Genomic DNA, 19,113 nt, shown 5'->3' on the forward strand with positions numbered 1-19,113 from the left:
CGTTACAACAAGACGGAATCGTGTAGATTGAGCATCCTGATCATGATTCCGTGGAGCCAGGTGACCAGATTAAATCACGACGGAAATCGTCAATAATGGCAAAGTATATCGGGTTATGCCGCTCCAGCGCTCCGTAAGAAACATGGCAACCGTGCACTGCGTTGCTTCAGTGTGTTCGTCTTGATCCGTGTGAGGATGACATGAAGTTTGATGAACTTCGCTCGCGTTTCGAGCTTATCGATGACGAACAATCCGGACAGCTATGCCTGACGCTGGTTCAGGCGATTTTAGCGCTGAGATGCAATATTGAATACATTGCTTCTCCAGCGAAAACATCAACTGCCAAGCGTGAGCAGGCAAGATCATTGCACCCCATTCTGGTGCTTTGCCACGAAAAAGGCCGTCAGTTGAAAGACGACCACCCGAATTCCCATTATTTGCAGCTCCGCGTTGATATTCTTGTAAAAATGATAAGCGAGATGTCGATCGACGAGTTAGGAAGCGAAGCAGAAGAGACGTTTATTCTCTCCCCGATCAACCCTGCTTTTGAAAATCCCCTGTCTCGAGAAAGGGGGAACGACAAGGAATGATTTTTTAATCGCAGTCGCATGATCAGGGCGTACAGGACATAGGTATTGTCCGGAGTCCGCCATGCGCTGTTTCTACGTGTTGCCATTTCTCCTGCTCATGCACGCGCCAGCGCGAGGACAGCAATGCTCTGTGTCTACTCCGATTGGGTCCAGGAGCGACACCATAGGGCCGCCCCTGGAACATGGTGATAAAGGTAGGACCGATGCAGTCGCCCACCTTGGAATCGCAGGGGCCAACATCGAAAAACTACCCGATCTCCACGGCTTCGAAGCTGGCATCGCCCATACCCGGAACGAACTCCTCGTCTTTTTCGCTCCGGAAAGCCATGCGATCGTGCTTAGCGGCACGCTGATCCCGGTCCCCTACGACACCCTACGTTCCCTGGCCGGATCGCGCGCCCACGATCTCGCGCCGGTCGATGGCATCAGGGGAATGTTTGTTCGGGCAGATAACCGTTTTCAGGTCGTCTATGCGACCCCGGATGGCAAGGCAGCAGTCGCTGCCCGCATGTGGGGCGCCACCGGACAGGACATCACGAGAGACCAGATCAGGGGCATTCCTGGAGCCGTCCCGGAAATCAGTATCTCTGGCGCTTCAGCCGACGCTAACGAACAGTCCGGGCTCCCGGGTCTCTCGGGAGGCCTTATAGGGATACCTTCAGCCCCGGAAGTCATCATGTTCATAGACCCGCAATGTATCTACTCGATGAAGGCGATGCATATCCTTCAGCCCGCAATCGATGCAGGGAAAGTTCGCCTGAAAATAGTCCCGCTGTCATTGCTTGATTACGAGGATAATGGCGCCAGCACCGTCAATGCGAGAGCCATGCTGTCGCTTCCGGCAAACGAGATGGCACAAGCGTGGGTCAACGGTCGCCTAAACCCAGGATTGACAGCACCTGAACCGGATAGTGAGGAGAAGCTTGCCCGCAATACCGAGATTGCACGGCGGATAGGGCTCACAGGGACCCCAACCTTCGTCTGGATGCACCGCAATGGCAGGATCGGCCGGCTCGACGGCGTTCCCACGGATGTCGCCACGTTTCTGACCTCGGTCTCGCAATGAAGACACGACAGGACCAGACCGGCCCGCGGCGTTTTTTTGCAAGAACGCGCAAGGTGGCCCGGCTGGTGATTGGCGATCCACGTACATTGGTCGCCTGGTCCGATGTAACGAGAAATGCCGCGCTGATTGAAGCCCTCGGGAAGGCATTACTGATGCCAAAAGCCGGTATGCAGGGCCCGCGGGCGCCAGACGGTACCCCTATTGATATCGCCGCGATCGCTGCCGAATATGGCGTCGAACCCCGCGTTGTGGCGATCTTACTCGATCAGAGACAGCATGAGACATACAGGCGGGCGCTTGCTGCCAGTATGCTCGCTGTAGGTCTGATTCTTGGCTGGGCCGGAGAGATGCTCCTTTCCCACTGGAAGGGCACCCAACTCCTTGCTGCGCTGGAGTTCGCACCCTTCTGGACATTTCTGGCACTCGTGGCGTTTCAGAACGCGTGGCTCAACTGGCAGATCCGCGAACGCCGCCTGTGTTCCGCCCGCCAATTTGTCGCGACCGCCGACAGCCTCATTCCCCGCAAGCCGTAAGCGCAAGTCCATCTGCATTGCGCTGGTGAATAGATAGGATCGGCGGAGCACTCAGAACGTCCCGGGAGGCGCGTTCTTGTCGCCGCCCTGAGCGCCTGTTGCCCAAGAGGCGTGTTCATAATCCTCGCGCCCCTGCATCACCCGTGGATCATCAGGCCGGACGATCGTACCGGCGCGATCGCACGTAGGGGGTGTCCAGATTACACGTGTCGATCCGTAGGCAGCGTGCGGATCATAACGCGCATGCCTGGTCGGCGGAGCCTTTGGGCCATGCACATGGGCAGCAGACGACACGTTGCCAGCGCTGCATGCCGCAAGCCAGGGGGAGAGGACAAGAGGTAGAATGAGATGTTTCACGAATGGTCTCCCGCTTAGAGGAGACCATCCTGACCAAGTATCTTGCGACTAGGACTGCCGCTTTCTCCATTCATTTTCCATGGAAAGATAGCCCCAAATCCGTCGTTCCATGTTCTCGGCCTTGGTTGTCAGTGTGACATGGTCATCGCTGAGTCGGCGGTAATTGACACGGATTGCCTCAAGTTCTTGCGCCCGGTCTTTTTCCTGTTCCCTTGATATTTTGAGATCGTTGGCAAGCTGCTCAGCATGAGCACTCGTCCGACAAAAATGGTCTTTCAGTTCTCTGATCTGGGATTCCAGGCCATGAGCGTAGTCTTTCCAGTCTTCCAACTGGCTTTCGAGTTTATCGGAGTGAGCATTTGCCAGATTAAGTGCCTCGGTCAAGCGACTGATTAACCGAACCTGCTCTTCGAGTTCGTTAAAATGCGGCGGAGCAGCACCATGAAGGGCCTGTCGGATATTGCGTTGCAAGCTCTCGCTATACTGACACGACATGCGTCCGAGTATGAAGCCTGCCGGCCCACTCAACCCGTTGCCACCAAACATTTCATGCCCTCCAAGTGTAACGCACTATAGGATCTTTTTCATTGTCGTATCTACAGCTTTATTTGCACCCGTATATATTTGCTTACTATTTTTATCATCCATAGGCTGGGTCGCAGTTCGATCGCTCCCACCGAGCGACTGCTGAATCGAGAGCAACGTGCCCGCCATACCGACAACGGCGGCGTCCCGGCTGAACTGGTCGATGTCGACCCGGTCCACGTCACCAAATCCGATCATGGCGGGAACCCGCTGGGGTAGGATCGAGATCATCCTGAATGAAATGAACGCCAAAGTGACATGAATCATGACAAACAGGCTGACCAGAACAATCATGCCGAGGAAGTTGCTCACAATCCAGCCGTTTGACAGCACCAGTCCGGCCGCAATGCCGAAACACATGTGGATCAGCCACGACACTGAATCAAATATAAAATATCCAAGGAAAAGTCCGAACAGCATCAGCACCGGCCGGAAGATGACATTGAACAGAAGGGCATAACCCTGTTTTGCATGACCGTGCAGCCCCTCCCCGTTCATGGTCATATGCGCGAGCATCCACAGAGGCGCTGCAATCACGGACTCACAGACCATGATGAACCATCCAGCCACGGCAAACATCCACATGACAAACGGGATCATCGGGATGACATAGGCGATGGTGAGGCCTGGCATAAGCATGGCGAAACAGCCGCCGATAATCGGCGCGCCAAAAAAGTGCATCAGTGCGTGCCCGGCCCCTGCCGCAACGGCACCTTCAGGATTTCCGCTCAGAAGCGACAGCACGCCAATACCGACGGTGCCGGCCGTAGAAGAAAGAACCGACGCAGTGCCCATGGTGAGAAGGGCGGTCGTGATCATCCAGTTGCCAAGTGACATGAGATTGCCAAACGGATCCGTCCAGTAGCCGTTCGTACCGGACGGCTCGATAAATCCGGTCACGATCTGCAGGGCGTAATCATTCAGGTGCAGGGCGCGGAACAGCTGGTCGAGCACACCCGCACCGTCTCCGCCCGGTATCGCTCCTGTGTACAGGTCAGCATTCCCGCCTGGCGCGGTCACGCCATCCTGCGTTGCAACCATGCTGTCAATGTTCTCCATAAAGGTGTCCGCAGACTGCACCAGGGGCGCAATGTCCGAGGCAAGATAGTTTCCGAGACCGGAATAGGATGGCGTGGTGATGGTTGGCGTTGCGGTCATGAGAGACAGGGTCTGGCCATTGAGGCGCGCGAATTCGAGATAGTAGGCTCCTGCGCCAGTCCACCCGAGAGTATCCATCTGGCTGCTGGTGTTGACCGCATCTCCGTTCGTCGAAATTCCCCATTGGTGAAGCGCGAGCGTCTGATTATTGACCGTGTCCTGAAGCTTCGAACGCAGTTGTGCCGCCTGCGTCGTGAGACGCGACGCATAATCGTTGGTGGCATTGACGATGATGGTCATGAGTGGGGCCAAGGACGTTGTCGTTTTGGTCTGCCAGTACTTCTGCGCCACCTGTTCAACCTGGCTGCGAATGTCGCCAAGGATCACGGAATCAAGGACCTGCTTTTGCATACCCGCCTGGTCGACCTGGAAACCGGCCAGATTCACTGCGTCAGTATTGGGCGCCTGCAGACTTACGGCCCCGCAAACTGGTGTCCCGTCTCCTGCGCCGGCTGCCATATTGTAAGAATAGTTGATGATCCCCATCTTTCCGCCGGTCACGGACAGGACGGTCTGCCCGGTCGGGGCTGCAATCAGGCTCGTGTTATTCGCAGCAATGTTAATAATGGCCCGGCAGAACTCATTTTTTACAAGGCCGGTCACAATCCCCTTTGTGCCGGGGATAAGGGGCTGTGCAATGACCTTGCCGTCTGGTCCGATCGCCTGCTTCGCCTTGTCGTAAACGACCTTCGCCATACCGATGCCCCAGAGCGAGCCCTGCACGACAACGGCCTGCGCTGCATTGAAGCCGGTTGTCGGCAGCGGCCACATCAGGATGGCCGCAATCCCGATCCGCACGATCGACATGCTGGTCTGGTTGTTACCAAGGAGTTGCGCTGTTTCTGCACCCCGGTGGATGTTCATGAAGTAGATATAGCTTACGACCGCCATCGCAAATGCCATGACAAACCCGGAGAACCACCCGATCATGGTTCCTATGACGGTCGCCTCGTTGCCGATGCTGGGCGCGCCCGTATCCTGGCCGAAAACCGGGAATACAGACCGGATGACCTGCGCCGCCCAGTCACTGCCCGGATCAAGCAGGTCCCATGTCACGTTATAGCCCGTGCTGCTGGCTGCATCTCCCGAACCGGTCGCGACAACCGTCTGCGCTGCCGCGGACACGGTAAGAGCCGACAGAAACAGAAGCGGCAGGATGGCGAATACAGGGCGACGAAAGGGCGTCATGGTTTGTCCTCCAGCGGCGAAGTCACGGCGCAGGACTGGCGGTGGGACCGGGCTTCATCCGCGTCATGAAATCCGTGACTGCAGTCACAGCCTTGTGCATCATCTCGCGGACCTTCTCGCTCATGTCTTCCAGCGCACTGGCCCCCTCTTTTTTTCCGGGCACTTCGGCAGCAGTCCTGCCGATCTCGGCATCGATCTGGGTGAAGCGCTGCGTCACACTGCCGGGCATTCCCATGCGCTGGCCTGTTGCCTCGGCGGCGTCCCTTCCCTTTCCGTAGGCTTCGAGCTTGCTGGTGACATTCTCCAGTTGCGCCGCAAATGCCTGGTTATTCTGTTTCTCCGTCACAAACTGGCTATGCAGATCCGCATACCGGCCACCGGCCTTCATCTCCGACAACACACCGGCAACACCGTCAGGGTCGCCCTTTCCTGCATCTGAAATCGCCGCCATGATGGAGGAAGCTGGCCGCTCCCTGAGGTCACGCAGGGCCTCCACCGCCTGCTTTCCCAGACGTTCGGTCGCCTCCAGGCTCTTTTCGTCACGCGCGGTGTGCAGCCGGGTACTGAAATCGACGGCCTTTTCCATCCACGATGATGCCGGGTTCGCAGGCTGGCTATCAATGCGCGAGGCAATCGCTTCCGCAAGGCGGGCAAAGCCCCCACCGCGAATAACCTTGACGTCCTCCTGATCCTTGGCCGCCGCGTTCGTTTCCCGTGTGTTCGCTGCCGCCTTTTCCTTTGTGCCGTTGCCATCCATCGTCGATCGGCTTTCCGGCGCATCTTTTGCCGAACCTGTCTGTTTCTCTTGAAAATCCTTCTGAGGATCCATCGTATGGGTCTGTCCGGGTTGGCTGCTGGCCGACTGCTCCGGTCCTGGCGGAGCGCCCTCCCCCGGCGACGCCATTCCACGGGTTTTGTCCGCCTGACCTTTCTCATCGTGCGCAGACCCGGCAGCATGGTCATGACCTGGCGCTGGCTGGCGCCCTGGTTCGGGAAAGATGGTCGCCCTCAGGCTATCGATTGTGTGCGCGATATCCGGGTGGTCCGGATCCTGATGTCCTTCAACCAGCTCGCTGGCAAGTGTCCGGATCGCGTTTACTTCTGGCTGCTGAAGGCGATGCGTTTCACGCATCATCGCAGCCACGACAGGCTCCTCCAAACCTGGATAATGTGCCGCGCGCTCTGTCATCTCGGCGCGGAGAGGATGCTCCTTTTCGAGCGTCGGTCCCAAAAGGCGCTCTACATCCTGCACGGCGTACGCGATGCGCGTACGGAACCCAGGATCATTCTGGACGTCAGGCCCACGGGATTCCTGCCGCAGCCGATCATATGCGGCGGCCTGCCCGGGCGCCTGCTTTCTGTATTCGGACTGCACGCGATCGAGGGTTTTCAGCACATCTTCTATATCACCGGTTTTCTGCTGGGCCTCAGACATGACGGACCTCTTATGGGTTGATCGTGGGAGACGGCATCGGGGTGAGGCCGTCCTTGAAGGCGACCTCTTCTTCCTGTGCGACCCGGGTAGCCCCCATGGTCGCCAGATAGAGACTGAGGCGGTAGTTCTGGAGTGCCAGGTAATTGGCCTGCGCCATTTCGGTGGCGACCTCGCGCATGACGGACGCGGGAGGCATTGCCTGGAGCGAGGCGTTCCAGCTTACGCTGGAGACCCTGCGATTAACTTCCAGCGCCATGGCCTGCAGCCACGACGCCTTGTCGAGCGGCGTGAGCCCCTCGGCCGTCATTTCAGCCTTCTGGTCCCGCGTGAGCGTGACAGACGGCACGCCAAGAGATGTGACGTAGCCCGTGACCCAGCGGGCAAGAGACATACGGCTGTTGTACGACCGGCGGCGGGTTGCGGCTTCACGTCCCCGAAGGCTGGACAGCTGCTCGCCACGCAGGGCCGCCGGCGCGACCGGCTGGATGAGCGTGGTCGCATAATCATTGGCGGCATCCACTGCGCCATCCGCGGACAGGGTATCAGCGCCGAACAGGCTGGCGGCACGCTGGTCGGCGTTCGGCAGCCGGGACACGGAAGAGCAGAGCCCCTGCGCCACGTCGTCGGATGAACAGTAGCGCTTGAGGTGCAGGGACATGTTCGCATCCGTGCCCTGCGACTTGCCGTAATAGGAGGGCGTGCCCTGGCCTGCCTCACCGCGGGGATCGCTCACGGTCGCAATGGCGTACACCGCAGAGCGCGCCGCTTTGGACGCCGCCACGGTAGACTGCTGGGCGTCAAGGCCCGCGCAGAATTCCGGGTTCATCATATGCTCGTCCCGGATTCCGGTTTCCTGCTGGCGCCGTAGAAAACCGGCCATCGCCGCGTCCTGGGCATCCATGAGTTGCGACTGGGCACCAACCTGGGCTTTTGCGTAATTGGCAACCTGCGTGAAGCCCTTCGTCAGGAGAGACGCCACGGAATTGGGGTTTGTAAGGCTACTGAGGTTTGAATCGATGCTGGTTGTCAGGTTTTTCGTCATCGTATCGAGGGCGCTGCCCGTGAACGCCTGAAGAAGCTTGATCGCTGCAACGACCGCGGCGTCACTGAAAAGCGCATATGCCGGACGCGGCGTGACTGCCAGCACGCAGACGCACGAAGCAGCACCAATGATAACCATCTGCAGCCTGCGCATCAGAACACTCCGTCCACGAGATTGCTCAGGCTGTATCCGGTCGGAAGCTGGGGAGATCCGTTGATATACAGATCAGTCGTACCGCTCGACGTCCCCGCAATGGCGGTCGCAATTGGCGGACCACCACCACCGAAACTCAGGCTCGGGCACATGAGCCCGCTACTCGAGCCAAAACCGAGCCCCAGGTTAACGCCCGACAGACTGAGTCCGCACTGGGTCGACCCCATGGCGTTACCCCATGCGGCCTGTGCTGCCTGACAGACCTGGCCACCTATCTGGCCCTCGACGGCCTGCAGCAGGGCCGCGGGGTCAAGGCCGTTCGTGATGAGATTCAATCCGGTGCCGTTGAAAAAATTGCTCAGGCAGGACAGGCCGTTGACGCTATCCGGCTGCTTTTCATAGGCGTCGTTGGCCTGGACGCGTTCGTTTACGGCTGTTGCCGCCGCCTGGGTCAGGGCGGCGCAGCCGACGCTTCCCGTCGATGTCGTGGCACCAGAGGCGCCTGATGACGTGGTCTGCGCATGCCCCTGTATCGATACAAGAGCGGCAGCCACTGACAACAGGACACGGAAGCGCAGATCGATCATGCGGCCTCCTGACGTGTGGCCGGACGCGTCACAGCCTCCAGCAGGGCAATCCTTTCCGGAGCAAGAAGGCGATGAAGCGCGTGGCGCCTGCTTTCCGAGATCACGCCCCGTCCAAAAGGGCTGTCCGCCGACAACAGGTCCCTGCGGCCGCGCAGATAGGGGATCAGCGCGTCAAGGGAGTTGACCAGATCAGGCCATTCATGTGGCGCGACACCAGCGAGGATGGCGTGCCAGGCCGTCCTCGCTGTCATATCATTGTCCAACATCGCGATGACGTCCTTTCCGCCCCTGATGCGCCAGATCTCGCCGAGCGCATCCAGCGCAAGGGAGACATTGGGCATCGGGGAAGAAGGTCCGGATTTCCGGACGGATGAGGGCTTGTTCATGGAACCTTCCTCGGGTGATTACGACGAAGGTGTCGGGCCATCATGCGACCGGTCAGCGAATTCGACGTCGGACCGCGACTTTATTATGACCAACATCAATGACGTCGCCCGCCTGGGCTACCGTGGTCGCCAGAACCTTGTTCCATTCCCGGCCGCCCTGCCAGTCAACAGGAACGCTGGTGTCCACGTCCGCCGCGAACACGACGCGCACCCCATGCGGAACGATCTGGCGTACGGCGAAGCCAAGTGGAACCTGCTTTCCGTATCCACTGGCGATATGGAAATATCGACGGGCTGGAACAGCCCCGGATGTTCGAGGATCCGTACCAGTACCCGGCAATACGCCCGGCCCTTCCTGACCAGTGTCTCCCGATGGGGGTAAGGTCTCCCCGCCAGTTGTCCCCGTTGACGGCAACGTCAATGCCGGCCGGGGCGGAGTTTCCGGAGAGGTTGTCTGGACCAGATGAAACGCGGCTGGTGTGGCAGATATGGGGCCAAAGGCCAGCGCCATAACCACGGCAGACATAACAGGCATATGAGTGTCTCCATCAAGTTCTCCTGACCAGAGCAGCGGCCTTTGCGACCTCAGACACCTTTTTTGCGGGCTCCAACTCGACTATCATGACGTTCCGTCACGGCTGATCCCCTGTCAGGACGCGGCCAGTCGATATCTTCTGGATGTTGGAAGTTTCTTTTGCTGAGGAAAACGCCCGCCGTGAGAGTAAACGAAAATGTCCCATGACAATGGCAAGATGCAAGCCGAGGCTTTATTTGCATCCGGCCAATTATATAGAGACATCGGGGAAATCATTTATGACAGGCGGACGGCGCTTGACTGGACGCAGGTGCACCTCGCCAAACTGGCACGGTTGAATGTATCGGTCATACGGAGCATCGAAGCAGGTCGTCCGGTTTCCCTGGAAACATTATCGGCGCTGCTACGGGTATTTGAAATAGATCCGCGCGATATTCTTCCGCAAGGTGCACCAGAAGGTACATGGTTTGCCCATCTGGATCTGGTGGCATCCGCCACGCAGCTGAAAAAGACCATGAAGCAGTGTTCGGACTACAATCTGGCAATCCAGAAATTACGCGACATTATTGGCAATATTTCCAAAACGTTTAACCTGCTGGAAATACCGGCCAGATTGCCGATCGATCATTATTCACACAGTGTCGCCTTCACCTCGGGGGAACGGCAGGACCTCCTCGAGATATTTGGGCGCAGGATTCAGATCTTCAGGACGCTTCAGGGGGCAACAGCGAGCCAGATCGCCCATAAATCACATGTTTCCCTGACCAGCCTGAGCCTGATTGAAGCAGGGCTGAGAAATCCGAGCCTTGAAACGGTTTATCGCATCGCCGAAGGCCTGGCCGTCTCCGTTTATTACCTGATCCCGGGAATACATGACGACGCAGATCTTTTGCGTTCCCTGGACATGACCGCGTGGGCAATGTCCGCGCAATCACAACTCGAAGCCCTCGCTGATCTCGAATCCATTATTGGTCACCTCGACGATATCGCAAACCACTGACCGGGTGCATGAAGGTATAAAGACTGTCAGGAAAGGGGTCTCCTTTCTTATGGCAGACCCTATGCCTTGGGCTGTCCATTCCAGGTGATGTGCCCCGGCGGATCACCAACGTGGACCGGAAACCGCGTCTGGAGTCATATTGGCGCGTTCTGCGCTATTTATTTCTTGACGGTTATATAACGCTTAAGAGATATTATTCCCAAAACACGTAGCCTATCCCGAAAACGCGATGACGAGGGCATACCGCCATGAAGTCAGCATCGTTCGGCCAGGTCATAAAACACGGTCTGTTTACATGGCTTCAGACCTATCCCACACCAGAAATGACACGCGCCCTTTATGCCAGGCTGCGCGACGAGGTCCTTGTGGCGACAATGCTCACCCTGACAGTGCAGGATGTGCAAGAGTCAGTTGCGCAATGGGCCGACCGACCCCAGAATGCTCTTTATGAAGCGTCTACGCGCAGGGGAGCGTGGACAAGGACCCAGCTACTCATCCTCGGCCAACGGTGGCTCTGTGGTGATAAAACCGCCGACATAGCCGAGATGCTTGGCCGCTCGGCCGGGAGCGTGCGTGCAAAAAGAAAGCAGCTTGGCCTGCCACCGCGCATCAGGCTTTCAAAAATACAGGCGGAGACCATACTTGCCGAAAAGCGGAGCGCCATTCCCGCAGATCCCGAAGCTGTCCTGACATGGGAACAAGCCTCCCTGCTTCCTCATGAAGCCCGGCGGGGACGGACATGGCTTGTCAGGAACAGCCTCAACAGGTTGACCCTCACAGGACATAAGGGCGGAGACAAGGTACGGTGGCACGAGGCCGCCAACATTGAAATCGCCTACCGCCATTTTGCATTTCAGAACCCGCGTGAAATTGCGCGGGACTTCCTTATTTCGGAAAGCGCGCTGAAATCCCAAAGCTGCTGGGAGCAGCTTCCGCCACGACGCGGCGCCAAAGTGCCCTGGTTCATTCATGCGAGGGCCGAATATTATATCGGCGAACACCACTACATCCGGCGGGAATGCCTCTGCAAGAGCGGATGCTTTTTCTGGACCACCCGCAAGGGGGGCGACCGTGTCAGCAGACGATACCGCCGCAGCATTGCCGCCACGCATGGCATTGCCGCCTGAGTAGTAGCGGGAACCGTCAAAGAAAAAACGTGCTGGTCGCAAGATAGACTTCCAGCCTGCTCTCATCACCGTCGGGAAATGAGAGTAGAGTGATGACCACCTTTTTTCATGCCCCCGTAAGGGAGGCGCGCCATGCGGCTGTTTAATTCCGCAGTAACCAGGCGGCTTACCGACCCCGACTTTCAGGGGATTGTTGTAGACAGATCACTGCTGCTCAACATCGCACTGGCGGGCGTGGTCATCGTTTTCGCGGCGCACGACGCCTATATCCGTGCACACCCGCCCACACCCCTCTATTTCTACGTTGACGGCCAGAATGCTCCCCGACCGGCCGTGGCCCTCACCAGTCCGGTACTTGGCCAGGACCAGCTTCTCGGCTGGGCCGTCAAATGGGCGATCGCACCCTACAACATCAACTATCGTGATTTTCCAACCCAGATGAACACCGCGGGCGCTCACTACACGCTCAACGGATGGAACACCTTTGCAAAGTCTTTCATTACGCAGGGGAATCTGGCGAAACTCAGAGATGCAAAACTGCTCTGTTACGCGCAGCCGACACGGGCCGCGACCGTACGCGCCGAGACAGTCGTGCAGGGACACTCGCGCTACGTAATACAGTTTCCTTTCATCCAGACCTGCGAAAACGTCAACCAGCAGAATACGCAAATGCTGATGGCAACCGTGACGATTGATCGCGTGGAGGACCTGGATCACCCGGATGGACTGGCCATCGAACAGCTTGTCGTCTCGTCGGGGAGGGAGTGACAGCCGTGCGAATTCTTTCTCTCTTTCCGCTGACCCTGTTCATCCTGCCACTTGCGGCACTCGCACAGCAGCCATCACAGCCCGGGCCTGCAGCAACGACACCTGCAGACGATCAGGATCAGGCAGCCGAAGATGAAGCCGAGCATGAGGCCATTCCTTTCACGCCCGAAGAAATCCTTCGGCTGGGGGAACGCCTGAAGGATGTGCGTCGTGCCACGGAGCAGGTCGGCACGGAATTCGCGACCCCTAATGCGCGCCCGGCGATCCGTGTCTCCTTTGCGCCTGGTCAGCAGACAAGCCTGATCTTTACGACAAAAGGGTATCCGACCGCATTGTCCTTCGTGGACAGCACGGGACAGCCCTGGCCGATCGCATGGAATACATCTGGCAATTCCGCCAACCCGGACGGCAGCACGAACTGTGCTTCCGGCAAAAGCGGCGCATCAGCCGGGAATCCTGCGGTTGAGACAACAGGTTTCTATACCTGCGTCCCCTTCAAGGGTTCCAATACCATCAATATCGAACCGATGTCGCTCCAGCCCAGAGGTGGACTGCTCGTAACGCTTCAGAACGCGCCAAAGCCGGTCTCCTTCCTGTTGATCGCGGGGCGTGGATCCTACGATGACAACCTGACCGTTCGCATGTCCGAGGGAGGACCCAATGCCCGGGAGCCGGTCGACAGCCGCCCCGGAGTGCCTGCGACAGGCGAGCCCTACATGAACGCCATGCTAAGCGGCATCCCACCAGCGTCAGCCATTCCGCTGGCCGTCGAGGGTATTTCACCCGATGACGTGCGCGCATGGCGGATTGGAAACGAGGTCTATCTTCGCACGCGCCTTCACCTCATGACGCCCTCCTCGGACAGCATGGAGCACGGTGAAGGGGGATACACGCTCTATGCCTTCCATGAGTCCCCCGTTGTCCTTCTCTCCGATGCGGGACGGACGGTCTCGGCCCATATCAGGGACGCACAGTGATGAAACCCAGATTCAACCAGCTGTTCAGTGATGCGTCGCGGGGCGGAAACCGGCGTCTGCTCGCAATCCTTGGGAGTATCGGCACCGTTCTTGGCGTCACGCTCCTCATCTCCACCATCCACCGTAAGGAGCTTCCACGCTCGGACCCCGGCAGGCCGCCCGCCGCCAACCCCCTGCCCGGGGGCCTGAATTCCAATCCGCGCCAGCAGGAACTCCGCGAAGATCAGATCCGCGACGAGGCAGGTCGGGCACAGACTGCGGGACAGTCGTATTCACCCGATATTGCACCGGGCACGCCCACCCATCCCGACGACAAGCTTCCCCCGCCCCCGGTCGCCCAGGAGGTCGGGGCGGACGTCAACCCGGCGATGGCCAGGGCCGCCGCAGCGCCAGCCCCGCACGCGCCTGAGGTCGTGCCAAGCGTTCCCGTCGTACCAGTGCAAACGGATGCAGCCTTCCGCGCCGCCATGCCACGTGACCCGCAGCTCCAGAAGGACGCCATCACCGCATACAGACATGCGATCATGGATCTCGCGGGCCGTCTTGATGGACGCTTTCCTGTCACAAATGTCCTGTATGAAAAGACGGAAACCGGAAGGGAACAGACAAAAAAACCGGTGGTCTCCCCTTCAATAACTTCGGCGGCGACAGCAAATTCCCAGACGGCCCTCTCCCGCGTCCTTGTTCCTGCCGGGCGGGGGATTTACGCCCATACGGTTTCAGCAACCAACAGCGATCTCGGGGGAGAAATCATCCTGGAGGCTGATTCAGGTCCACTCGCTGGCGACAGGATGAAAGCATCCGTCAGAAGGGCCGGGGGACATCTGAACCGGCTGGTTGTCCGTGTTGATCAGGTCTTCCATAAAAACGATCCGACCCCGATCCAGGTCGAAGGTATGGTGGTTGCACCGGACACCATGGAAGCTGCGGTGGCCTCAAGCGTTGACCAGCTATACGTTGAGCGCTTTGTTCTTCCCGCCGCTGCCGCCTTTGTCCAGGGTCTCGGGCAGGCGATCGAAATGACGTCGAACACAACCGGTTCGATCGGAGCCCTCGGCAACGTCAACTACGTCCAGTCACTGAATTTTCCGCAACAACTGGGTGTAGCGGCTGGTGCGGCGGCCTCGCAGGTCAATAGCGCGCTCATGCAGCAGATGCCGACCCAGCCGCGCGTAAATCTTGCCGCTCAGGTCAGTGTTGGCGTGATCTTCATGTCGGACGTCGTCATGAAGAAGTAAGTTTTCGGGCACCGGTCGCATGATATCGGCGAATTCTGCACTCTCTACCAGAAGGCAGCATTCACCATGACCTCAGCCGCAACCGCAACGACGTCCCGGGATCCGTTCAGCGCGGATCGCGGCACTGAACCTGTTCCGTTTCGCAAGCTGGCCACGACGCCCGAGCCTGACCCTTCGCCCGAGGCGGACATAATTGCCGAGCCTCCCTCCCCTCACCCGCAACCTGTGACAGCAGCACCTGACAGGAACCGACCCGTTCCACATGCAATGGCCCTTTTCAGGGCGCTTCCGCGCCGCAGGCAGGTCATCATCGCGGGTACTGCCGTCGGCAGTCTGCTCTCCCTCTTCCTCGTGATGGGCATAGCAAAGAGGCAGGCGTCTCCCCTAGGCCAGGAAGTCGGAGTGATTTCCGCCCCGCTACCATCAGGCCCCAAAGCGTCTCCAGCGCCGGGGCACTCACCTACATCATTGCCATCACCCCCGGCACCTCAGGTCTCGGCTACAGATGAGGATCTCAAGGCACTCCTTGCTATGAAAAAGCCGCCCCATCCCGCCGTCCCAACACCGGCAACTATGCCGACCGAGAACACGCCTGCGCAGAGACACGATATCGGCATCGAAAAGGCTGTTCCGACCGACGATGCGGTCCAGAAAGCGACCCGCCTGCAAGCGGCTCCCATGACATCGGATGACCAGTTGCAGGTGCTGAAGCTTGTGACGGAAGAAGCAGCACTGGTGCAGCGGACCCGCAGCGACATCGCAGCACTCCGGCAGGATCTTGACCGGCTGCGTATCGCAGATACGGCAAAGGCTTCGGATCTCAACCGCCGGATGTCGCTCCTCGAAGCGAAACGAGCCGTGGCCGACGCCGAAGCGCCCCCGTCAGATGGACCGGCCGCCACACGTGCCGCAGCCGACAAGGCACGGGCAGCCCTGGAAGCAGCGGCGGCCGAGCCGCAGCAGGCGCCAACGCCGCCGCAATCTCCAGCGTCCCGGACAGCGAGAATGCGCCAGGCGCCTCCTGCTCCGCCCCCGACATGGACGCCGCACTACCGGATACTTGCTGCATCTCCCCAGCTTGCCATGGTGCAAGACGATGCGGCGCCGGTCGGGCAACCGCCACAGTCCGAAATCGAAATCGGCACCGATCTCCGCGGATATGGTCGTGTGCGCGCCATCTCTCAACGCGGCACGATGTGGGTAATCCAGGCTGAACGCGGCATCATCCAGTAAGGCAAGGACACATCGACGTGCAAGGTCTGGTCAACCTCGTCAACGATCTCGCTCTCGCCATGGCCTGGCTGCTGCCAATGGCCTGCTATATTGCAGCGTGGATTGCCTTCCTGACCGGGGCATGGGGATTATGGCAGCAGCGCCAGCCCCTGAACCCGTTCGTCGGCCGTCCCTGGGTGCCCTGGATCGGGATTGTCCTGTCCGGCGTCTTCGCCACTTTTGACAGGATACTCACCAAGTCCACCACCTCTGCCGGTCTCGATACGCAGGTTTCGCTGGGAGCTTCTGTCACCGGTTATACGGATGCCGCGACCGGAAGCGTCATTTCCGGGACAGGCCCAGAGGATGCCATCCTGTCAATCGTCAGTGATTTCGCCCTGTTCTTCGAAATGTTCGGCGCCTGGGCGGCGTTCATGGCGGTCGTTGCGTGGAACGCGTCGGCGACCGGAAAAACAAACCGCTCAAAACTCAGTTGCCTCATCCAGTTCGTTTTCGGCGTGATCCTCCTCAATCCCGTCAAGGAAGCAACCTGGATCCTGAGCCACTGGACAACGTCCGGCTAGGTCCTGTCCGCAAAGAAAGCGTTCGAAGTCGCATGTTGCCGACAGAACAATGATTCGGGGGACATGATCCCTCTTTCAACGGAGCCCTCGACCATGAACCTCTCTCGCACAGGCATCACCAGCGCGGCGCGACTGACGCGTCTGGTGACACAACGGGCCGGATACAGACAGCGTGCCGTCACGGCACTTGGCACATTGGCCGTCCCGATCCTCATTGCCAGCCATGCGCTGGCCCAATCCGCAACCGGCAGCGCAAACGGTATCGGGGCCCAGATGCAGGCCACCGCCCAGGAGGGACTGACAGCGGGCGGCTTTGTCGCTGCTGCATGCATGTATGTCGCTGCCTTCATCTGCTTCATCGGCGGCGTATGGGCGGCCTGGCAGAGCCGCAACGAACAGAACCGTTCGCCCGGAAAGGTCGGTATGGCAATCGCCGGCATCGTGCTGTGCGGTCTTTTCGCAACGGGTCCGCAGTGGATCAACAAGGCTGCCAACACCGCGTCCGGTGGCTCGGCAACCGTTGGTACGCAGGCTCAGGCCTATCAATTCACGAGCGGCGGCTAGGAACCCGATCGCAATGGCCCGTCTCACACAGTCTTTCCGGCTGCTGCCGCGCCCATGGGATCCGTCAGCGCCAGACGCCGGGGAGATGGGTGAGCCGGGCCTTTTCACATGTGCGTGCTGCGGCCTGATAACGCCTGGTCGCAGGTTTCCATGGCATGGTGACGGACCCGGGCCTGTCTGCGCCTTATGCAACATCCTGCAGGATCCGACCCGTCCGGCCATTGAACGCGAAGCCGTCCTGATATGGTGGCCGAAACTGCCGCAGACCCGCATCATGACCCTGACCCGCTGCGCGCATCAGACCCTCATGCAGACGCTCGGCAATGGGCCAAACGGACAAGATATCGTCTGGCATCGTGCAATGGACGCGATCGCGTCAGGGGCGGATACCGCGATGATGCCTGCGCAATGCAAAAGCGCTCTCGCTGTGCTCCGCGCTCTGCACGCGCGAACTGCCGAAGCCCGGCGGCGGCTGGAGACGACGTCACCCCGGCTGCTGGCGACTGCACTGCTGATGGCGAACCGGGCAGACCCGCAGATCGATGCCAGCGCGACCACCCTGATGGACGGCATCCGGCTCCTCCCACTGGGCCGTCTCTATGACGGCGCCACAGATGTCTACCCGGCGCTTGTCAGGCAATGGCTTGACGCCGATCCCCAACCGATCATGACATGACAGGATCACATCGATGGGCGGCATTCTTTCCAGTCTGCTGGCCGGCATCAGCCTCGGGCTACGCCAGCCCCTTGCCTCATTCTGCGATGTGGAAAGTACGCACGGGGACCATCTCATCACCAAACGCGGTGAATATGTCTCCGTACTGCGCATCAATGGCCTGCGTCGCATGTGCACGCGGCAGGAAGTGGAAGCGCTCGCCGAGCAGCAGCGTATAGAATTGCAGGGTCTCCTTGAAGAACGTGGCCATGCCATTGTGGGATGGTATATTTCCGATCCCGAGCGCTCAGGTATCGAGATTGACCGCCTGAGTCTCAATGGTTGCCGGTCCATAGCCAGACAGATCGGAGCGGACCTTTCGGACGTCATCGAAGAGAGGCGCCGACGCTGGCCAAACGTCATGCGCTGGGAGACCACTTGCTATGTCCTGTGGACCCGGCCCAGCGTGCTGACACGTGAGGACCGCAAACAGGTGGCAGAGGAGCGCCGGACCCTTGCCTCCCAATTTCCTCGCGTGGGCAATACCCAACGTTTTGCCCTGCGCTCCGATATCATGGCGGCCCGCCATGAATCGTTCATTTCACGCGTCCAGGCCGCCTTGCAGGGGTTCGACATTTCCTGCGAATTCCTCGGTCCACATCAGGCATTGCAGGTCGCGCGCGAAGCGACCTATCGTGAAACGGCGGGCTCCGCCTGGAAACCGACCTTGTTGGGTGACCGGGTAATGCCACGGCTTCCGGACGATCTGGATGNCCCGCAGCCACATCCGCAGGGCCTGCTCTGGCCAGCGATCCGGGACCAGATCTTCAATGCCGACGCCGAAACGAAAGGCGGACAGCTCGTGACCGTGGGGGATTATACATACGCCCCGGTCGACATGACGATTGGCCCAGAGGATCCGCGCCCGTTTTCCGAACTCTCCAGCGTGCTTGGCCGCAAGAGACTGCCGTGGCGCAGCGCCATGATCCTGGAGGGTGGTGGCCGCGCCGCCTTCGGCTTCAAGGAAGCCGGAGCCGGGTTTCTGGCGATGTTTCCCGGAAATAGCGACATTCGACGGGCGTTTGCCGCACTCAAGCTGGAGCGCCAGAAAAACAACCATAATTCCGTGCGGATGCGCATGACCGCCACAACCTGGGCTCCGGTCGGAGCAGAGGCGAAGCTGCGACGGCAGGCGTCGGACCTCTCCCAGGCAATTGATGCGTGGGGCAACAGCAAGACAACGCGGATCTCTGGCGATCCGCTGGAGGCGGCCATGGGTTCTGTCCCTGCCCTGGCGCTCGGTTCGACTGCGACCTCATCGCTCGCTCTTGTCGGTGACGCGTTCTCCATGATGCCGTGGGCACGCAGTGCGT

At 59.4% G+C, this 19,113-nt stretch carries 19 protein-coding genes; 13 read left to right on the forward strand and 6 right to left on the reverse strand.

What is annotated here, in order from left to right:
- Positions 1-200: 200 nt before the first annotated feature.
- The 3 genes from GEU01_RS14580 to GEU01_RS14590 all read left to right on the forward strand — a co-directional run bounded on the left by GEU01_RS14580 (position 201) and on the right by GEU01_RS14590 (position 2,189).
- Positions 201-590: a hypothetical protein gene (locus GEU01_RS14580; RefSeq protein WP_019086200.1), complete on the forward strand. Its 390-nt coding sequence runs from the start codon at positions 201-203 to the stop codon at positions 588-590.
- Between the two features lie 61 nt (positions 591-651).
- A complete protein-coding gene (locus tag GEU01_RS14585) occupies positions 652-1,656 on the forward strand; it encodes a thiol:disulfide interchange protein DsbG (protein WP_019086201.1) in 1,005 nt (334 codons plus the stop codon).
- The gene (locus GEU01_RS14590; protein WP_019086202.1) at positions 1,653-2,189 is read left to right on the forward strand and encodes a hypothetical protein; all 537 of its coding nucleotides are present in this window, start codon (positions 1,653-1,655) and stop codon (positions 2,187-2,189) included. The genes GEU01_RS14585 and GEU01_RS14590 overlap by 4 nt, the downstream gene beginning before the upstream one ends.
- Before the next feature lie 405 nt (positions 2,190-2,594).
- On the opposite strand, the gene GEU01_RS14595 is transcribed toward GEU01_RS14590, so the two are convergent.
- The 6 genes from GEU01_RS14595 to GEU01_RS14620 are packed head-to-tail and all read right to left on the reverse strand — an operon-like array spanning position 2,595 to position 9,080.
- The gene (locus GEU01_RS14595) at positions 2,595-3,092 is read right to left on the reverse strand and encodes a hypothetical protein (RefSeq protein WP_019086203.1); all 498 of its coding nucleotides are present in this window, start codon (positions 3,090-3,092) and stop codon (positions 2,595-2,597) included.
- A gap of 24 nt (positions 3,093-3,116) precedes the next feature.
- Positions 3,117-5,477, reverse strand: coding sequence for a DotA/TraY family protein (locus GEU01_RS14600; RefSeq protein ID WP_019086204.1), 2,361 nt, complete (start codon positions 5,475-5,477; stop codon positions 3,117-3,119).
- Positions 5,478-5,499: 22 nt separating this feature from the next.
- Positions 5,500-6,912 carry a hypothetical protein gene (locus GEU01_RS14605; protein ID WP_026018685.1) on the reverse strand — a complete coding sequence of 471 codons (1,413 nt, stop codon included), beginning with the start codon at positions 6,910-6,912 and terminating at the stop codon, positions 5,500-5,502.
- Between the two features lie 10 nt (positions 6,913-6,922).
- A complete protein-coding gene (locus GEU01_RS14610; RefSeq protein WP_019086207.1) occupies positions 6,923-8,107 on the reverse strand; it encodes a hypothetical protein in 1,185 nt (394 codons plus the stop codon).
- Complete coding sequence (locus tag GEU01_RS14615) at positions 8,107-8,694, reverse strand: hypothetical protein (RefSeq protein WP_019086208.1); 588 nt, start codon at positions 8,692-8,694, stop codon at positions 8,107-8,109. The genes GEU01_RS14610 and GEU01_RS14615 overlap by 1 nt, the downstream gene beginning before the upstream one ends.
- Positions 8,691-9,080 carry a hypothetical protein gene (locus GEU01_RS14620; RefSeq protein WP_232272506.1) on the reverse strand — a complete coding sequence of 130 codons (390 nt, stop codon included), beginning with the start codon at positions 9,078-9,080 and terminating at the stop codon, positions 8,691-8,693. The genes GEU01_RS14615 and GEU01_RS14620 overlap by 4 nt, the downstream gene beginning before the upstream one ends.
- On the opposite strand from GEU01_RS14620, the gene GEU01_RS14625 reads away from it, so the two are divergent.
- The 10 genes from GEU01_RS14625 (at position 9,079) to GEU01_RS26905 (ending at position 17,761) form a co-directional block, all read left to right on the forward strand.
- Positions 9,079-9,462, forward strand: a complete 384-nt coding sequence (locus GEU01_RS14625; RefSeq protein WP_019086210.1) for a hypothetical protein — start codon at positions 9,079-9,081, stop codon at positions 9,460-9,462. The two genes, GEU01_RS14620 and GEU01_RS14625, sit on opposite strands and share 2 nt — an antisense overlap.
- A 349-nt stretch (positions 9,463-9,811) precedes the next feature.
- Positions 9,812-10,615 carry a helix-turn-helix domain-containing protein gene (locus tag GEU01_RS14630; RefSeq protein WP_019086211.1) on the forward strand — a complete coding sequence of 268 codons (804 nt, stop codon included), beginning with the start codon at positions 9,812-9,814 and terminating at the stop codon, positions 10,613-10,615.
- A gap of 248 nt (positions 10,616-10,863) precedes the next feature.
- Positions 10,864-11,742 carry a hypothetical protein gene (locus GEU01_RS14635; RefSeq protein WP_026018686.1) on the forward strand — a complete coding sequence of 293 codons (879 nt, stop codon included), beginning with the start codon at positions 10,864-10,866 and terminating at the stop codon, positions 11,740-11,742.
- A 132-nt stretch (positions 11,743-11,874) separates the two neighbouring features.
- Positions 11,875-12,510 (forward strand): DotI/IcmL/TraM family protein, encoded by a 636-nt coding sequence (locus GEU01_RS14640; RefSeq protein WP_010515538.1) that lies wholly within the window; start codon positions 11,875-11,877, stop codon positions 12,508-12,510.
- Positions 12,507-13,487 (forward strand): DotH/IcmK family type IV secretion protein, encoded by a 981-nt coding sequence (locus tag GEU01_RS14645; RefSeq protein WP_019086213.1) that lies wholly within the window; start codon positions 12,507-12,509, stop codon positions 13,485-13,487. The genes GEU01_RS14640 and GEU01_RS14645 overlap by 4 nt, the downstream gene beginning before the upstream one ends.
- Entirely contained in the window at positions 13,487-14,725 is a 1,239-nt protein-coding gene (locus tag GEU01_RS14650; protein WP_019086214.1) for a DotG/IcmE/VirB10 family protein, read from the forward strand. The genes GEU01_RS14645 and GEU01_RS14650 overlap by 1 nt, the downstream gene beginning before the upstream one ends.
- 531 nt (positions 14,726-15,256) lie before the next feature.
- Positions 15,257-15,958 (forward strand): hypothetical protein, encoded by a 702-nt coding sequence (locus GEU01_RS14655; protein WP_232272507.1) that lies wholly within the window; start codon positions 15,257-15,259, stop codon positions 15,956-15,958.
- Positions 15,959-15,975: 17 nt separating this feature from the next.
- Positions 15,976-16,521 carry a hypothetical protein gene (locus GEU01_RS14660; RefSeq protein WP_026018687.1) on the forward strand — a complete coding sequence of 182 codons (546 nt, stop codon included), beginning with the start codon at positions 15,976-15,978 and terminating at the stop codon, positions 16,519-16,521.
- A 93-nt stretch (positions 16,522-16,614) separates the two neighbouring features.
- Positions 16,615-17,085, forward strand: a complete 471-nt coding sequence (locus GEU01_RS14665) for a hypothetical protein (protein ID WP_019086217.1) — start codon at positions 16,615-16,617, stop codon at positions 17,083-17,085.
- A gap of 274 nt (positions 17,086-17,359) precedes the next feature.
- Positions 17,360-17,761 (forward strand): hypothetical protein, encoded by a 402-nt coding sequence (locus tag GEU01_RS26905; RefSeq protein ID WP_232272553.1) that lies wholly within the window; start codon positions 17,360-17,362, stop codon positions 17,759-17,761.
- Positions 17,762-19,113 lie beyond the last annotated feature (1,352 nt).

The sequence above is a fragment of the Komagataeibacter europaeus LMG 18890 genome, assembly GCF_000285295.1.
Classification (GTDB): domain Bacteria; phylum Pseudomonadota; class Alphaproteobacteria; order Acetobacterales; family Acetobacteraceae; genus Komagataeibacter; species Komagataeibacter europaeus.

Bases quoted from the DNA above. Each gene is read 5' to 3' on its own strand.
- GEU01_RS14580 (WP_019086200.1), top strand. From the start codon at position 201: ATGAAGTTTGATGAACTTCGCTCGCGTTTCGAGCTTATCGATGACGAA.
- GEU01_RS14585 (WP_019086201.1), top strand. From the start codon at position 652: ATGCGCTGTTTCTACGTGTTGCCATTTCTCCTGCTCATGCACGCGCCA.
- GEU01_RS14590 (WP_019086202.1), top strand. From the start codon at position 1,653: ATGAAGACACGACAGGACCAGACCGGCCCGCGGCGTTTTTTTGCAAGA.
- GEU01_RS14595 (WP_019086203.1), bottom strand. From the start codon at position 3,092: ATGTTTGGTGGCAACGGGTTGAGTGGGCCGGCAGGCTTCATACTCGGA.
- GEU01_RS14600 (WP_019086204.1), bottom strand. From the start codon at position 5,477: ATGACGCCCTTTCGTCGCCCTGTATTCGCCATCCTGCCGCTTCTGTTT.
- GEU01_RS14605 (WP_026018685.1), bottom strand. From the start codon at position 6,912: ATGTCTGAGGCCCAGCAGAAAACCGGTGATATAGAAGATGTGCTGAAA.
- GEU01_RS14610 (WP_019086207.1), bottom strand. From the start codon at position 8,107: ATGCGCAGGCTGCAGATGGTTATCATTGGTGCTGCTTCGTGCGTCTGC.
- GEU01_RS14615 (WP_019086208.1), bottom strand. From the start codon at position 8,694: ATGATCGATCTGCGCTTCCGTGTCCTGTTGTCAGTGGCTGCCGCTCTT.
- GEU01_RS14625 (WP_019086210.1), top strand. From the start codon at position 9,079: ATGGAACCTTCCTCGGGTGATTACGACGAAGGTGTCGGGCCATCATGC.
- GEU01_RS14620 (WP_232272506.1), bottom strand. From the start codon at position 9,080: ATGAACAAGCCCTCATCCGTCCGGAAATCCGGACCTTCTTCCCCGATG.
- GEU01_RS14630 (WP_019086211.1), top strand. From the start codon at position 9,812: ATGTCCCATGACAATGGCAAGATGCAAGCCGAGGCTTTATTTGCATCC.
- GEU01_RS14635 (WP_026018686.1), top strand. From the start codon at position 10,864: ATGAAGTCAGCATCGTTCGGCCAGGTCATAAAACACGGTCTGTTTACA.
- GEU01_RS14640 (WP_010515538.1), top strand. From the start codon at position 11,875: ATGCGGCTGTTTAATTCCGCAGTAACCAGGCGGCTTACCGACCCCGAC.
- GEU01_RS14650 (WP_019086214.1), top strand. From the start codon at position 13,487: ATGAAACCCAGATTCAACCAGCTGTTCAGTGATGCGTCGCGGGGCGGA.
- GEU01_RS14655 (WP_232272507.1), top strand. From the start codon at position 15,257: ATGAAAAAGCCGCCCCATCCCGCCGTCCCAACACCGGCAACTATGCCG.
- GEU01_RS14665 (WP_019086217.1), top strand. From the start codon at position 16,615: ATGAACCTCTCTCGCACAGGCATCACCAGCGCGGCGCGACTGACGCGT.
- GEU01_RS26905 (WP_232272553.1), top strand. From the start codon at position 17,360: ATGACCCTGACCCGCTGCGCGCATCAGACCCTCATGCAGACGCTCGGC.